Annotated in this window: 13 protein-coding genes; 10 read left to right on the forward strand and 3 right to left on the reverse strand. The window is 69.6% G+C overall.

The window, feature by feature from the left end:
• The first annotated feature begins 214 nt into the window (after positions 1-214).
• The 5 genes from AO398_RS17600 (at position 215) to AO398_RS17620 (ending at position 5,694) form a co-directional block, all read left to right on the forward strand.
• On the forward strand, positions 215-1,624 hold the full coding sequence (locus tag AO398_RS17600) for a 2-oxo acid dehydrogenase subunit E2 (protein ID WP_058193400.1): 1,410 nt from the start codon (positions 215-217) through the stop codon (positions 1,622-1,624).
• 406 nt (positions 1,625-2,030) lie between these two features.
• Positions 2,031-3,713 (forward strand): dihydrolipoyl dehydrogenase, encoded by a 1,683-nt coding sequence (gene lpdA, locus AO398_RS17605; RefSeq protein WP_058193489.1) that lies wholly within the window; start codon positions 2,031-2,033, stop codon positions 3,711-3,713.
• Between the two features lie 274 nt (positions 3,714-3,987).
• A complete protein-coding gene (locus AO398_RS17610) occupies positions 3,988-4,545 on the forward strand; it encodes a hypothetical protein (RefSeq protein ID WP_058193490.1) in 558 nt (185 codons plus the stop codon).
• 35 nt (positions 4,546-4,580) lie between these two features.
• Positions 4,581-4,979 carry a DUF2147 domain-containing protein gene (locus AO398_RS17615; protein WP_058193401.1) on the forward strand — a complete coding sequence of 133 codons (399 nt, stop codon included), beginning with the start codon at positions 4,581-4,583 and terminating at the stop codon, positions 4,977-4,979.
• A gap of 439 nt (positions 4,980-5,418) precedes the next feature.
• The gene (locus AO398_RS17620) at positions 5,419-5,694 is read left to right on the forward strand and encodes a hypothetical protein (protein ID WP_058193402.1); all 276 of its coding nucleotides are present in this window, start codon (positions 5,419-5,421) and stop codon (positions 5,692-5,694) included.
• 70 nt (positions 5,695-5,764) lie between these two features.
• On the opposite strand, the gene alaS is transcribed toward AO398_RS17620, so the two are convergent.
• Positions 5,765-8,452 carry an alanine--tRNA ligase gene (gene alaS / locus AO398_RS17625; protein ID WP_058193403.1) on the reverse strand — a complete coding sequence of 896 codons (2,688 nt, stop codon included), beginning with the start codon at positions 8,450-8,452 and terminating at the stop codon, positions 5,765-5,767.
• A 316-nt stretch (positions 8,453-8,768) separates the two neighbouring features.
• Between alaS and AO398_RS17630 the strand changes: the two genes are divergently transcribed.
• The 5 genes from AO398_RS17630 to AO398_RS17650 all read left to right on the forward strand — a co-directional run bounded on the left by AO398_RS17630 (position 8,769) and on the right by AO398_RS17650 (position 13,310).
• On the forward strand, positions 8,769-9,935 hold the full coding sequence (locus AO398_RS17630) for a transglycosylase SLT domain-containing protein (protein WP_058193404.1): 1,167 nt from the start codon (positions 8,769-8,771) through the stop codon (positions 9,933-9,935).
• A 118-nt stretch (positions 9,936-10,053) separates the two neighbouring features.
• A complete protein-coding gene (locus AO398_RS17635) occupies positions 10,054-10,653 on the forward strand; it encodes a response regulator (RefSeq protein WP_201025791.1) in 600 nt (199 codons plus the stop codon).
• Positions 10,654-10,728: 75 nt separating this feature from the next.
• A complete protein-coding gene (locus AO398_RS17640; RefSeq protein ID WP_058193405.1) occupies positions 10,729-11,658 on the forward strand; it encodes a transglutaminase family protein in 930 nt (309 codons plus the stop codon).
• A 64-nt stretch (positions 11,659-11,722) separates the two neighbouring features.
• Complete coding sequence (locus tag AO398_RS17645) at positions 11,723-12,541, forward strand: transglutaminase family protein (RefSeq protein WP_058193492.1); 819 nt, start codon at positions 11,723-11,725, stop codon at positions 12,539-12,541.
• A 130-nt stretch (positions 12,542-12,671) separates the two neighbouring features.
• Entirely contained in the window at positions 12,672-13,310 is a 639-nt protein-coding gene (locus tag AO398_RS17650; RefSeq protein WP_058193406.1) for a L,D-transpeptidase, read from the forward strand.
• Positions 13,311-13,587: 277 nt separating this feature from the next.
• Here AO398_RS17650 and AO398_RS17655 read toward each other — a convergent pair whose 3' ends face one another.
• A complete protein-coding gene (locus tag AO398_RS17655; protein ID WP_058193407.1) occupies positions 13,588-14,196 on the reverse strand; it encodes a Uma2 family endonuclease in 609 nt (202 codons plus the stop codon).
• A gap of 122 nt (positions 14,197-14,318) precedes the next feature.
• A complete protein-coding gene (locus AO398_RS17660) occupies positions 14,319-14,831 on the reverse strand; it encodes a hypothetical protein (protein ID WP_058193408.1) in 513 nt (170 codons plus the stop codon).
• Between the last annotated feature and the right edge of the window lie 18 nt (positions 14,832-14,849).

A 14,849-nucleotide genomic window follows, 5' to 3' on the forward strand; every position in this document is an offset into this window, starting at 1 on the left:
TCCTGAGGTAGCGCAGCGAAGCGGAGCCCTCGAACGAGTCCTCCAGCCGGCCGCGCGGTCCCTGGAGCCCTCCTTCGAGGCTGCTGCGCAGCACCTCAGGATGAGGGGAGTGGGTGGGGGATCCCCCGGAAGTCACAGACGCCTCGCGAGGCCTGCCCCCGGACCTCGCCCCCAAAAAACATCCGCCCACGACAAGCCACGGAAACCCGCCCGCATGAGCGCCGCGCTGCAGATCGCCCTCCCGGATATCGGCGACTACCGGGACGTGCCGGTGATCGAACTCCTGGTGAAGCCGGGCGACCGCCTCGCCGTGGACGACCTGATCCTCAGCATCGAATCCGACAAGGCGACCATGGAGGTCCCCTCCCCGGTGGCCGGCACCGTGCGGGAATTGCTGGTCGCAGTGGGCTCGAAGGTCTCGGAGGGCACGCCGATCCTTATGGTCGAGCCGGCAGAGGGCGGTGAGGCGTCACCGCTGCCTCCCCCTCCCCCCTCTGCGGGGGAGGGTACCCTGCGCAGCAGGGGGGGAGAGGGGCAGCGCGACGATGCGGGTTTCACACCTGTCGTGACTCTTCCGGATACCGCGCTCCCCTCTCCCGACCCCCTTCGGGGGCCACCCTCCCCCGCAGAGGGGGGAGGAAGCGCGCATGGCATATCAGAAGCGGGCCTTCCCCCGGCCGCGCCGTCGAACGACGATCAGCGGCCCGTCACGTCGGGCGACGTCCACGCCAGCCCGTCGGTGCGCCTGCTCGCCCGCGAACTCGGGATCACCCTCGACCGGGTGCCCGCCACAGGCCCCAAGGGACGGATCCTGCGTGAGGACCTGCACGCCTTCGTCAAGGCGGCGCTCCAGGCCCCAGCCCAGGCCCAGGCCGCGCCCCTGTTCATCGGCGCCGGCCTGCCGCCCTGGCCGCAGGTGGATTACGAAAAGTTCGGTCCGGTGCGGCGGGAGCCCCTGTCGCGGATCCAGACGATCTCCGGCGCCAATCTCAGCCGCAACTGGCTGACCATCCCGCACGTGACCAATTTCGACCGGGCCGACGTCACCCAGATCGAGGCGTTCCGGGTCGGGCTCAACACGGAGACGCGCACGCCGCCGGCGCGGGTCACCATGGTCGCCTTCCTGATCAAGGCCGCCGCCCTCGCGCTGCGGGCCTATCCGCGCTTCAACACATCCCTGGAAGGCTCCGACCTCGTCCTCAAGGACTACGTCCATATCGGCTTCGCGGTGGATACCCCGAAGGGCCTGATGGTGCCGGTGGTGCGCGACTGCGACCGCAAGGGCCTGATCGCGATCGCTACCGAGATGGCGGCGCTCGCCGACAAGGCCCGGGCCGGGAATCTCTCGGGCGCGGACATGCAGGGCGGGTGCTTCTCGGTCTCGTCGCTCGGCGGCATCGGCGGCGACGGTTTTACCCCGATCATCAACGCCCCCGAGGTCGCGATTTTGGGCGCGGCGCGCTCGCGCACGGAGGCGGTCTGGGACGGAAAAGCCTTCCAGCCGCGGCTGATCCTGCCGCTCAGCCTGTCCTGGGACCACCGGGTGGTGGACGGCGTCGCCGCCGCCCGCTTCCTCGGCCACATCGCGTCGGTCCTGTCGGACCTGCGCCGGGCGCTGTTGTGACGGCGATGCTGGGTGAGCGCCCCTCTCCTCCCCCCTGCGGGCTAACGGATTCACGCATCGTTCCGACGGCAAGCGTTTAAAGCACCGCGCTTTTCCCCTCCCCCTTGCGGGGAGGGGCAAGGGGTGGGGGTGGTGCAGGATCGAGCCTCACGGTGCCGTTTGAACCACCCCCACCTCCAACTCTTTCCCGCAAGGGGGAGGAGAGCTCGTCCCGCCTTCCGCGAGCCGATGTGTGAATATCCTAGCCCCTGCGGGGAGGCGTTGGAGGTGGGGGTGGTGCCGGAAGAGGCGCAGCGGTGCCGCCTGCACCACCCCCACCCCTGATCCCTCCCCGCAAGGGGGAGGGGAAAACCCTGGCAGCCCCGATGCCTTCCGCCCATCCCCCTAGACTGTGATCGACGCCGCCATGCCCGAGACCCGCGAAATCCGCGTCCCCGATATCGGCGATTTTTCCGGCGTGCCGGTGATCGAGATCCCGGTGGCGCCGGGCGAGACGATCGCCCGCGACCAGACCCTGCTCATCGTCGAATCCGACAAGGCGACCCTCGACATCCCCTCCCCGGTCGCCGGCCGGCTGGTGGAGATGCTGGTCGGCCTCGGCGACACCGTCTCGGCCGGGACGCTGATCGCCCGGGTGGCCGTGGAGACCGAGACGACCGCCCCAGTGGCGGCCCCCGCCGCCGCGCCGACGGACGAATCCTGCGATGTCCTTGTGATCGGCGGCGGGCCCGGCGGCTACGCGGCGGCGTTCCGGGCCGCGGATCTCGGGCAACGCGTGATCCTGGTGGAGCGCGAGGCGACGCTCGGCGGCGTCTGCCTGAATGTCGGGTGCATCCCCTCAAAAGCGCTGCTGCACGTCGCCGCCGTGACCGAGGAGGCCGGGCGGCTCGCCGCCCACGGGATCAGCTTCGGTGCGCCGACGATCGATCTCGACAAGCTGCGGGCGTTCAAGGCCGGGACGGTGCGGCGCCTGACCGATGGGCTCAGCCACATGGCGCGCCAGCGCAAGGTCGAGGTCCTGCGCGGCACAGCCCGCTTCACCGGGCCGAACGCCGTCGCGGTGGCGTTGCAGGCGGGTGGCAGCCGCGCCGTCGCGTTCCGAAGCGCCATCGTGGCGGCGGGCTCGTCCCCGGTCAGCCTGCCGATGCTGCCCGATGACCCACGGATCGTGAATTCCACGGGCGCGCTGGAGCTGCCCTTCGTGCCCCGCCGCCTGCTGGTGATCGGCGGCGGCATCATCGGCCTGGAGATGGCCACGGTCTACAGCGCGCTCGGCGCCCGGGTCGACGTGGTCGAGCGCCTGCCGAACCTCCTGGAGGGGGTGGACCGGGACCTCGTGGCGGTCTGGACCAAGCGCAACGCCCACCGGTTCGACCGGATCCGCACCGGGGCGGAGGTCGTTTCCGCCAGTGCGACACCCGAAGGCATCGCCGTGACGCTCGCGGGCGAGGCGGAGCCCCAGGTCTACGACCTCGTGCTCCAGGCGGCGGGCCGCCGGCCGAACGGCGATGCGCTGGGCCTCGATGCGGCCGGTGTCGCCGTGGAGCGTGGCTTCGTGCCGGTGGATTCGCAGATGCGCACCAGCGTGCCGCACATCCTGGCGGTGGGCGATCTCGTCGGGCAGCCGATGCTGGCCCACAAGGCGGTGCATCAGGGCCACGTCGCCGCCGAGGTGGCCGCCGGCCACAAGGCTGGGTTCGATGCCGCCGTGATCCCGTCGGTGGCGTATACCGATCCCGAGATCGCCTGGGCCGGCCTCACGGAGATTACCGCCAAGGCGGCCGGGCGGGCGGTCGAGGTGGCGCGCTTTCCCTGGGCGGCCTCGGGCCGGGCCATCGCCAACGGCGCCGATTACGGCCTCACCAAGCTGCTGTTCGACGCGCAGACCCAGCGGATCGTCGGCGGCGCCATCGTCGGACCGAGCGCGGGCGACATGCTCGGCGAGATCGTGCTCGCCATCGAGATGGGCGCCGACGCCACCGACATCGGCCGGACGATCCACCCGCACCCGACGCTCGGCGAGACCATCGGGCTCGCGGCCGAGGCGGCGCTCGGCCTCTGCACCGACCTGCCGCCCGCGCGCCGGTAGCCCCGGCCTCGACCCAAAGGCCGAGGTTGGGTAAACGTTCGCCCGCGAAGCCGGACGCGCCCGACGCGGCGTCAGACCAACAGGACGCCTCCACCCGGGGGGATTCGGGCCGAGACGATGCGGTGGACCGAATTACGCTCTCCGGGGATTCCCGATGCCCAGACTCACCTTCGCCGCCCTTGATCCGCGGGCGGTCCGGCGCTGCGTCGCCTTCCTGGTCCGGCGGGACTGGGCGCTCCATCTCGGCCTCGCGGCGGCGCTGGCGGGCCTTCCGATGAGGCCGTCGGCCGTCGCCGCGGAGGCTCCGGCCGCGACCCAGCCGCAGGCCGCGCTGATCGCCGCGCTGCAGGGCCGCGTGCTGGCGGCCCACAGCGCGACCCTGGCGCTGGAGAGCTGGTGCGCGGACCACAAGCTCGCCGGCGATCCACATCTGGTCGCCCGGCGCATGGACGTGGCCGACAAGCCGCTGAGCCCCGCCCAACGCGCCCGCCTGGCGATCGGCCCCGACGAGCCGGTGCGGTACCGCCGGGTCCGGCTGGCCTGCGGCGACCGGGTCCTGTCGGAGGCCGACAACTGGTACGTCCCGGCGCGCCTGACGCCCGAGATGAACGCCACCCTGGACGGCACCCGCACGCCCTTCGGCCGGGTGGTGCGCCCGCTGGAGCCGACCCGGCAGACCATCGCGGTCCGCCCGTTCCCGCAGGCGGCGGCGACAGGCCCCGACGACCCGCTGTTCGAGATCGACGCCGTGCTCTCCACCGGCGCCGGCCAGCCGTTCTGCGAGGTCGCCGAGACCTATCTGGGCGGTGCACTGCCGGAAGCTTCGCGGTAAGAGAGCCTCAAACGGCCGGTTCGGGAGGAACGAGGATGCGTCGCGCGGTCTTGGCTTTGCTCGCTTCGATGCTGGTCATCGGCCCGGCCCTGGCCGCCGATCCGGCCGGCCTCTGGCTCACCGAGACCGGCAGTTCCCGGGTGAAGGTCACCCCCTGCGGTGGCGGCTATTGCGGCACCATCGTCAGCGCCCCCGGCAAGGCCCTCGACGCCAAGAACCCGGACCCAGCGCTACGCAACCGCAGCGTCGTCGGGGTGCAGATCCTCGACGCAAGGCAGGCGGATGGGGCCGGCTATAGCGGCTCGCTCTACAATCCGAACGACGGAAAGACCTATTCCGGCGCGCTGCGGCTGACCGGCCCGAACGCGCTGGAAGTCTCCGGCTGCGTGATGAGCGTGTTCTGCAAGCGCCAGACGTGGACCCGGGTGAATTGACGCGGAGGCGGCAGGCTCACTGGCGGTGCCGACCGTCCTTTTAGAAGATCGTTCTCCCGTGCCTCCTGGTTGGGCAGGTGGGATCTTCTGTCGGGATTCCAGTCGGCGACGCGACACATCACGCGTTCCCGCCAGTCTGTCGCAAAGGCGGCCAGCTTTTCGGAATCGCAATGCCGGATCTGTCATCCAAGCCTGACCTCGTTCAAATCGCCGGCTTAATCGCTGGACGGCGATGAATGGTCTGAAACCAGCAAAGTGAATGGTCCGGCCTCCCTCGCGCACTCAAGCTTGGACAGAATATTATTCCCTCACACGACTGACCGGCAGGTATCTTAAAGGGCGAATACCGTTACACGAGGGCGTGATTTATCGATTTACAGGGGATCGATTGCGCGCGACCGAAGTTCTTTGCCTCGACTCGACAGAGACAGGACTTCTCATGACCAAGACGATTCTGGCCGCCACCCTCGCAACCTTCCTGGCCGCGCCGGCCTATGCCCAGGTGATTGAGACGCCGACCAGCACCGCTGTGGTTGTGCCGCCCGGTGCCCCCGGTGTTGTGACGCCGCAATCCAACGCGACCGGGGCCGAGGGCGCCATCACCTACTCGCCGACCGGACGGCCGGCGGATTCGATCTCCAACGATTCCGCCGCCGCCGGCAACGCCAACCAGCCCACGCAGGTCGCGCCGCAGGGCGGCGGCGGCGGGAAGTAGGCCGCACACCAAACCTGAAACGGGTCGCGTCGGTGACGACGCGGCCCGTTTTCGTAACTGCGGCGTCGCCTCAGGCTGCCTCTGTCAGCGCCTGCTCGATCGCGTCGAGGGCCGCCTCGGCACCGGCGCCGTTGGGGCCGCCGGCCTGGGCCATATCGCGGCGACCGCCGCCGCCCTTGCCGCCGAGCGCGCCGGCCCCCGCGCGGACCAGCCCGACCGCGTCATAGCGGCCGGTCAGATCCTCGGTGACGCCGACCACGAGTCCGGCCTTGCCGTCGGCCGAGACGCCGACGATCGCCACGATGCCGGAGCCCAGACGCTTCTTCTCCTCGTCGATGATCGGCTTGAGGTCGCGCATATCGAGCCCCTCGACCACCGAGCGCCGGAACGCCACGCCGCCGACCGCGCTCTGGCGGGCGTTCGAGCCGGATCCAGTCTCGCCACCCATGGCGAGCTTGCGGCGGGTGTCGGCCAATTCCCGCTCCAGGCGGCGCTTCTCTTCCATCAAGGCCGTCAGGCGATCGGGCGCCTCCGTGACCGGCGCCTTGAGGATGCCGGCCAGGGCGGCGAGCGTGCGGGCCTCCTCGGCCCGGTGATGGCGGGCCGCGTCGGCGGTCAGCGCCTCGATCCGGCGCACACCCGCGCCGACCGCGCTCTCGCCGACGATGGTGATCGCCCCGATATCGCCGGTGCGCCCGGCATGAGTGCCGCCGCACAACTCGATGGAAAAGTTCTTGAGGCGGGCGCGACCGGTCTCGGTGCCGTCCGCATCCACCGGCAGGCCCATCGAGACGACGCGCACCTCGTCGCCGTACTTCTCGCCGAACAAAGCCCGGGCGCCGGACGCGATGGCGTCGTCCACCGCCATCAGCTTGGTCACCACCGGGGCGTTCTGGAGCAGCACCGCGTTGGCGATGTCCTCGACCCGGGCGAGTTCCTCAGCCTCGATCGGCTTCGGATGGCTGATGTCGAAGCGCAGCCGGTCGGGGCTGACCAGCGAGCCCTTCTGAGCGACGTGGTCGCCCAGCACCTGCCGCAGCGCCTCGTGCAGGAGATGGGTGGCGGAGTGGTTGGCCCGGATCGCCTTGCGGCGGGCATGGTCGACCTTCAGCTCCACCGGCTGGTCGAGGCTGAGCGTCCCCTCCTCCACGCTGACATGGTGGACGAACAGGTCGCCGAGCTTCTTCTCGGTGTCGGTGACGCGGGCCCGAAGCCCGGCGCTCAGAATCTGGCCGGTATCGCCGACCTGGCCGCCGGATTCCGCGTAGAACGGCGTCTGGTTGACCAGCACGAGGCCGGTCTGCCCGGCCTCCAGGCTCTGTACCTCGACGCCGTCGCGCAACAGCGCGGTGACGATGCCCTCGGCGGCTTCAGCCTCGTAGCCCAGGAACTCGGTGGCGCCGACGCGCTCGCGGATGCCGAACCAGACCGTCTCGGTGGCGGCCTCGCCGGAGCCCTTCCAGGCCTCGCGCGCCGCCTGCTTCTGGCGCTGCATCGCGGCCGAGAACGCGTCGGTATCGACGCCGATGCCCCGGGCCTTCAAGGCGTCCTGGGTCAGGTCGAGGGGGAAGCCATAGGTGTCGTAGAGGGTGAACGCGGTGTCGCCGGAAAGCTTGTCGCCGGCCGTCAGATCGCGGGTCTCGGAATCCAGAATCGACAGGCCCCGCTCCAGGGTCCGGCGGAACCGGGTCTCCTCCAGCTTCAGGGTCTCGCCGATCAGCGCCTCGGCCCGCATCAGCTCCGGATAGGCCTGGCCCATCTCACGCACCAGCGTCGGGACCAACCGGTACATGGTCGGCTCGCGGGCGCCGAGGATCTCGGCGTGCCGCATGGCCCGGCGCATGATCCGGCGCAGGACGTAGCCGCGGCCCTCGTTGCCCGGCAGCACGCCGTCGGCGACGAGGAACGAGGCGGCGCGCAGGTGGTCGGCGATCACCCGGTAGGAGGCCATGGTGGCGGGCTCCGGGGCCCGCGAGACCGCATGGGCCACGGCGTCGATCAGCGCCTTGAACAGGTCGGTGTCGTAGTTCGAGTGCACGCCCTGGAGGATCGCGGCCATGCGCTCCAGGCCCATGCCGGTATCGATCGAGGGCCGCGGCAGCGGGTTGCGCACGCCGGGCTCCAGCTGCTCGTATTGCATGAACACGAGGTTCCAGAACTCGAGGAAGCGGTCGCCATCCTCGTCCGGGGAGCCGGGCGGGCCGCCCTGGAGCGTCGGGCCCTGGTCGATGAAGATTTCCGAGCACGGGCCGCAGGGGCCGGTATCGCCCATCTGCCAGAAATTGTCGGAGGTCCCGATCCGGATGATCTTGTCGTCGGAGAAGCCGGCGATCTTTTTCCACAGGTTCGCGGCCTCGTCGTCGTCGGCGTAGACGGTGACGAGCAGCCGGTCGGGCTTGAGGCCGAATTCCTTGGTGATCAGCGTCCAGGCCAGCTCGATCGCCCGGTCCTTGAAATAGTCTCCGAACGAGAAGTTGCCGAGCATCTCGAAGAACGTGTGATGGCGCGCCGTGTACCCGACATTGTCGAGGTCGTTGTGCTTGCCGCCGGCGCGCACGCATTTCTGCGCCGTGGTGGCCCGGTCGTAGGCGCGCTTCTCGACGCCGGTGAAGACGTTCTTGAACTGCACCATGCCGGCATTCGTGAACATCAGCGTGGGGTCGTTCTTCGGGACAAGGCTCGAAGACGGTACGGCCTCGTGTCCCGCACGCGCGAAGAAGTCGAGGAAGGTCGACCGGATCTCGTTGACGCCGCTCATCGGGGCAGAACTCTAAGCAGGGCTCAAGGGACTGGGCCGCCACCCGTTTCAGGCGCAACCCGCATGGCGTCCTCTTAGAGCCGTTCCCGATCGCGTAGCAATCGCGAAGGGCGAGCACGGCCTTGGATGAGGCGCGCCCCGACTGCGCCGGGCGTGCTCGCGGAAGGCGACCCGGACAGGGTCGCCGACACGCCTGCCGCGAAATCTTCCCGGCCCGCCCCACAGCCGCCACAAGCACGGCCGTGTTGTCGCCACATCTGTCAAGCGATGGTGTGTCCAAGGCGCCATCACCGGCGCGTGAGGAATCGGGTACACGATGCAGGGCCGCACGGTCGGATCGCCGAGGAACGTCACGAGCAAGCAGGGCCGGTTCGGGTCCGGCCGGGTCGATGCCATCACCGCACAGCCGATGCTGGGCCGTGCCCACGGGAGCGTTCCGGCGCTGGCCCGCTCGGTGCTCACCGTCGCGCTGATCGCCGGCGGCCTCAGCGCCGCCCTGATCGGATCGGGGGTCGATCTCGGCAAGGTCGGGCTGACTCAGGCGGTCTCCTCGGCGCAGGCCGCCACCGAATTGGCGATGCCCCGCCCGCGGATCCACACCGTGGCGCTGAGCGAGGAGCTGGAGCGCACGCCGCTGCGCGCCTCGGCGAGCTTCGCCGCCGTCCACGACCTCGATACGGCCGTCGGCTCGAACGGCGTCGACCGTGTCTCCTACGATTTCCTGCTTTCGGAGAGCGCCGGCGGCGATCCGAACGACATCCTCGAATTCGGCCCGATGAAGATCCGGCGCCACCTGGTGCAGACGATCGTGCGCGCGGCCCAGGCCGTCCAGACCGACCCGGTCCTGCTGATGGCGGTGGCCGACAAGGAATCGAGCTTCGTCACCGCGGTCCAGGCCAAGACCTCCTCGGCCACCGGCCTCTATCAGTTCATCGAGCGCACCTGGCTCGGCGTGGTGCGCGATTTCGGCCCCCGTTACGGGCTGGAGAAGGAAGCCGCGCTGGTCACGTCGGATGCCAACGACCGGCCGGTGATCACCGATCCGGCCGAGCGCGCCCGGGTGCTCGAATTGCGCCGCGATCCCTACCTCTCGGCGCTGATGGCCGGCGAGATGCTGAAGCGCGACGCCGCTCGCATCGCCCAGCGCATCGGCCGCGAGCTGACTCTCGGCGAGGTCTATCTCGCCCACTTCCTGGGCGCCGACGATGCCGGGGAGTTCCTGGCCAACGTGGTCAACAAGCCGGCCGCCGCCGCGGCCGTGCTGCTGCCCGGCCCGGCCCGGGCCAACCGCTCGATCTTCTTCGCCGCCGGGCGCTTCGTCGGTCGCGGACGGCACCGGAAGCCGGCCAGCCTCTCTGTGGCGCAGGTCCACGAGAAGTTCGAGACGATGATGAGCACCCGCGGCACGCGCTACCAGAACGTCCGGGCGGTGTCGGGCATCATGGCCTACGCGGATGCCGAGAGCGGCATCGCCACGCAGTAAAGCCTCAGCGAGCGGGCGGCCAATTCGCGGCCCGGCGCGCAACTCCCCGCGTCCCGCCGACGTTCGTCCACAAGTGCCACGTCCGCGCGGCCTGACACGGAGATTTCGGGGGACGTTCTTGAGAAAGCCTCTGTCGAGCGCGGCCACGCCGCTGACTGATACGCTCTCGCCGAGCAGCATCCCGCTCGACCAGATCGGCCAGACCCTGGCATCGATCTACGACGACCTCGTCTCGGAGGGCGTGCCGGAGCATCTGGCCGCCCTGGTCCGCCAGGTCCGTCAGAGCGACGCCGAAGCCGCCGCGCCGCGCGCGGCGACGCCCATCCCGGCCGAAGGTCCGGCGCAGCGCCTCGCCCTCGTGGTCGAGGACGATCCTCAGATCCGCGCCCTGGCCGAAACCCTCCTCGAGGAGACCGAGCTCGACGTGATCGGCTGCGACAGCGCCGAGGCGGCCCTGACCGTCCTTCAGGCGCGGGGCGGCGACGTGGCGCTGGTCTTCGCCGATGTCCGGCTCGCGGGCGCGATGGACGGGCTGCAGCTCGCCCGCGCGGTCGCGACCCTGTGGCCTCGCGCCCGGCTGGTGGTCACTTCGGGCCACGGCATCCGCCGGCCCGACCTGCCCAGCGAGGCGGTGTTCATCGCCAAGCCCTGGCGGCCCTTCGACGTGCTGGTCGAGGCCGAGCGGGCGACCACGGATCCGGCGCCGCCGGTCACCTGAGACGGCGCCCGCAGCGTCGGGCCCGGCCCTTGCATTGACCGCGGACGTATCGGCGCGAGCCCGGAGCCCCTGTCTTTGCCGATCCTGTCCGTCCGTCACCGCACGGTCTACCGGTACCGGCGTCCGGTCGCCTTCGGCGAGCACCGGATCATGTTCCGGCCCCGGGACAGCTACGACCAGCGCCTCATCGAGGCGTCGCTCGGGATCACCCCCGAGCCCGCCGCCCTGCGGTGGATGTTCGACGTGTTCGGCAATTGCGTCGCGGTGGCGACCTTCGAGGGCCGCGCGGAGACGCTGACCTTCGAATGCGGCATCACCCTCGACCACACGCCCGAGCACGCGCCGGTCTTCCCGCTAGCGCCGCACGCGACGCATTACCCGTTCGGCTACGGCGCGGAGGACATGCCCGACCTGTCCCGGTCGATCGAGCGGCAATGGCCCGATCCGCGCCACGAGGTCGATGCCTGGGCGCGCAGCTTCATCCCCGCCGACGGCCGGATTCCGACCCAGGAATTGCTCGCCGACATGACCCGCAGCGTGCGGGCGAACTTCACCTATCTCGCCCGCTCCGAGAAGGGCGTGCAGGAGCCGTTGACGACGCTGCGCAGCAAGCGCGGCTCGTGCCGCGACTTCGCGGTGCTGATGATGGAGGCGGTCCGGGCGCTCGGCATGGCCGCCCGGTTCGTCTCCGGATACTTGTACAACCCGCGCAACGACCGGGCCCGCCATGTCGGCGGCGGCTCGACCCATGCCTGGCTGCAGGTCTACCTGCCGGGTGCCGGCTGGATCGAATTCGACCCGACCAACGGGATCGTCGGCAACCGCGACCTGATCCGCGTGGCGGTGACCCGCGATCCGGCACAGGCCGTGCCCTTGCATGGCTCGTTCTTCGGGCTGGCCAGCGACGACCTCGGCATGCGGGTCGATGTTGACGTGGTCGAACTGCCCGACGAAGAGGCAAAAACACGTGGGTTTCAGGCGCATCCACCAATAATGGCGCGTTGAAGCTCCACATTCGGATCGAGCATGCGGGGCGACCCGCCGGGGCATGGGGACACAGGTGGCCGCGATGAAGATCAGGACCGGTTACGATATCGCCTTCAGCCTCACCCAGCCGACGCCCATGATCCTGATGCTGAGCGTCCACCCGTCCCGGATGCCGGACCTCCTGACCCCGCAGGTGATCAATTTCGACCCGTGGATCCCGGCCCGCGAGTATCAGGACGCCTTCGGCAATGTCTGCCACCGCATCCTGGCGCCGCCGGGCCTGCTGACGATCTCGGCGGACTTCACGATCCAGGATTCCGGCCTGCTCGACGCCTACGCCCCCGATGCCCGCCAGATCCCGGTCCAGGACCTGCCCGACGACGTGATGGTCTACCTGCTGGGCTCGCGCTACTGCGACACCGACAAGCTCTCGCAGACCGCGTGGTCGCTGTTCGGCGGCACGCCGGAGGGCTGGGCGCGGGTCCAGGCGATCGTGGCCTACACGCACGAGCGCATCCGCTTCGACTATCAGCGCGCCGACGCCACCCGCACCGCCCATGACGGCTTCATGCAGCGCGAAGGCGTCTGCCGGGACTTCGCGCACCTGGCGATCGCGTTCTGCCGGTGCATGAACATCCCGGCGCGCTACGCCACCGGCTATCTCGGCGATATCGGCGTGCCGGTCGATCCTGCGCCGATGGATTTCTCGGCCTGGTTCGAGGTCTACCTGGACGGTCCGGACAGCCCGCGCTGGTACACGTTCGACGCACGGCACAACCGGCAGCGGATCGGGCGGATCGTCATGGCGCGGGGGCGCGACGCCACCGATTGCGCGATCTCGACCAATTTCGGCTACGCCCATTTGGCGCGCTTCGACGTCCACACCGACGAGGTTGGTTAACGATCGGAGACCGACACGGGCGAACCCTGTTACGTATTCCGACGTCAAGCAAAATCTTCTTCGGACCGTGGAACTGCCAACCTATGCTCACGCTTGTAATAGCAAAGGTTATCGCACAGGCAGGCACCCCATGAAGACCTCGGCCACCGCGCTCGCGGCGCTCCTCGCTGCAACTGTTCTTGCCGCCCCGGCGCTGGCAGCTCCGGCCTACGATCCCTTCGGCGCCAACGGTGCCGAGGAGTACTACTCGGATCCGGGCCAGTACGGCTATCAGGGCACCCCGGGCTACGGTCAGGGCGTGCAGGACGCCCCGCAGGCGCAGGTCCAGCCGATCCCCCGCGAGATCGTGGCGTTCAACGCCCCCTACGCGCCGGGCACGATCGTCGTCTCCACCGCCGAACGCCGCCTGTACTTCGTGACCGGCAATGGCGAGGCCATCCGCTACGGCGTCGGCGTGGGCCGCCCGGGCTTCAGCTGGAGTGGCGTCAACAAGGTGACCGCCAAGCGCGAGTGGCCGTCCTGGACGCCCCCGAAGGCCATGATCGCCCGCCGCCCCGACCTGCCGCGTTACATGGCTGGCGGCATCGAGAACCCGCTCGGCGCCCGCGCCATGTATATCGGCAACACCGAGTACCGCATCCACGGCTCCAATGAGCCGGACACGATCGGCCAGGCCGTGTCCTCGGGCTGCATCCGGATGACCAACGACGACGTCACCGATCTCTACGAGCGGGTGAAGGTCGGCGCCAAGGTGGTCGTGCTGAACTGATCCAACGACGGATCCGGGTCTCTCGCACTCGCCTCATCGTGAGGTTGAGGGTGAGGTAATCCGGGCGCACAGAGCCTTTCGGGCAAGAAGCCGGCCGGTCACGAAGGTGGCCGGCCGGCTTCTTCGTTGTCGCGCACCTGTCGGCGCCGCATCATCGCCGAAACAACGCGGTGTCGTCTGGTCGACCGCCCGCATAACGGTAAGTCTCCGCGCCTCCACTTCGGCCCACCACCATCCCTCGACCCCGGCCGTCCAAAGATGGCGGACGGAACGAGGCTTAGCGCGCTTCGTCGGCGTCCAGGATCGGTCGCCGCACGGGGACATCGAAATAGGTCCGGTCGAGGTTGATCTCGAAAGCGACAGCGTCGAACCTCAGGATGTCTTCTGGTGCGGTCAAAACATCGAGGCGCCACCCCTCGTCCGTCCGCTCATAGTGTTCGACGCGCATCTGGTCCTGGTAGATCAGAGCAATGTGGCGCAGCGTCGGCAGGGACTTGTAAAACTTGAGCTTGCCGCCCCTGTCATAGTCCATCGTCGAGGGCGACAGCACTTCGACCACCACGAGCGGATCAGTCAGGTAAGTCTGGTTCTGCCGCGGACCGCAGCGGACAACGATATCGGGTTTGGTCTTGTCCTTACCGCGGCTGTCGCTTGAACGCTGGACACGCATGCCGCCCTGGTAGCTCCGGCATCCGGCGGCATCCATCGCCAGTTTCAGCGGCGCGCCGACGTTTCCGGCGATCTGCTCATGGTTCTCGGTCGGATTGCTCATCATCACGAGCTCACCGTCCACGAGTTCCCATTCGCGGTCGTCGTGCTGCGCCACGACGAACCGGTCGTAGTCGGCGATGGTCAAGGGATGCGGCTGGTGGGCAGCGTCGGCCATGAAGCACTCCGTCGTCACGGGACTACAACATCGGCGTGACCGGCCAAAGAGGCGCGGCCAGGGGGGGCGATGGCAATACACCGTCGCTGACGGACCACCGGGGCCGCGGCGTCGGACTGCGCCTACCGCGGCCCGCCGCCCCGCCGCATGGCCACTTCCTGGCCCTGGCTGTCGAGCGCGCCGGAGGGGGCGAGACCCTCGTTCGGGACCGGGTTCATGCCCGCGTTGGCGGTGCGCGAGGATGGCCGCCCGGCGGTTGGGTCGCCCGCCGCCTGCTTCATCGCCAACGCCCTGCGCGCGCTCGTGACCAGGCTTGCGCGTGCCTGCGCATTCCGCCGCCGCTCGGTCTCCTTGCTGGCACGCTTGACCGCGGCCGCGAGCAGCGCGGCCTTCTCGCGTGTGCCGGTGTCGTCCGTTGCCGGTCGCGCGCCAGAGGGAGCCGCCTTGCCGCGCAACTCCCGGCGCTGTCGTCGGGAAACATCCCGCGCACGATCACGGCGTTCGCGGAGCCGGCTGATCAACTCGGCGAGGCTTCCGTCATCAGCCTCGCGCAGCTTCGGGTGATGGGATTGCGCGACGAGTTCGGCCTCGTCGGCGGTGAGTAGGCGGGCTTCCTGGCGGCTCGAGATGGACATGGGCACTCCGGGTTGGGG

Origin of the sequence: Methylobacterium sp. GXS13, from assembly GCF_001455965.1 — a bacterium.
Taxonomy (GTDB): domain Bacteria; phylum Pseudomonadota; class Alphaproteobacteria; order Rhizobiales; family Beijerinckiaceae; genus Methylobacterium.

Bases quoted from the DNA above. Each gene is read 5' to 3' on its own strand.
- AO398_RS17600 (WP_058193400.1), top strand. From the start codon at position 215: ATGAGCGCCGCGCTGCAGATCGCCCTCCCGGATATCGGCGACTACCGG.
- lpdA (WP_058193489.1), top strand. From the start codon at position 2,031: ATGCCCGAGACCCGCGAAATCCGCGTCCCCGATATCGGCGATTTTTCC.
- AO398_RS17610 (WP_058193490.1), top strand. From the start codon at position 3,988: ATGAGGCCGTCGGCCGTCGCCGCGGAGGCTCCGGCCGCGACCCAGCCG.
- AO398_RS17615 (WP_058193401.1), top strand. From the start codon at position 4,581: ATGCGTCGCGCGGTCTTGGCTTTGCTCGCTTCGATGCTGGTCATCGGC.
- AO398_RS17620 (WP_058193402.1), top strand. From the start codon at position 5,419: ATGACCAAGACGATTCTGGCCGCCACCCTCGCAACCTTCCTGGCCGCG.
- alaS (WP_058193403.1), bottom strand. From the start codon at position 8,452: ATGAGCGGCGTCAACGAGATCCGGTCGACCTTCCTCGACTTCTTCGCG.
- AO398_RS17630 (WP_058193404.1), top strand. From the start codon at position 8,769: ATGCAGGGCCGCACGGTCGGATCGCCGAGGAACGTCACGAGCAAGCAG.
- AO398_RS17645 (WP_058193492.1), top strand. From the start codon at position 11,723: ATGAAGATCAGGACCGGTTACGATATCGCCTTCAGCCTCACCCAGCCG.
- AO398_RS17650 (WP_058193406.1), top strand. From the start codon at position 12,672: ATGAAGACCTCGGCCACCGCGCTCGCGGCGCTCCTCGCTGCAACTGTT.
- AO398_RS17655 (WP_058193407.1), bottom strand. From the start codon at position 14,196: ATGGCCGACGCTGCCCACCAGCCGCATCCCTTGACCATCGCCGACTAC.
- AO398_RS17660 (WP_058193408.1), bottom strand. From the start codon at position 14,831: ATGTCCATCTCGAGCCGCCAGGAAGCCCGCCTACTCACCGCCGACGAG.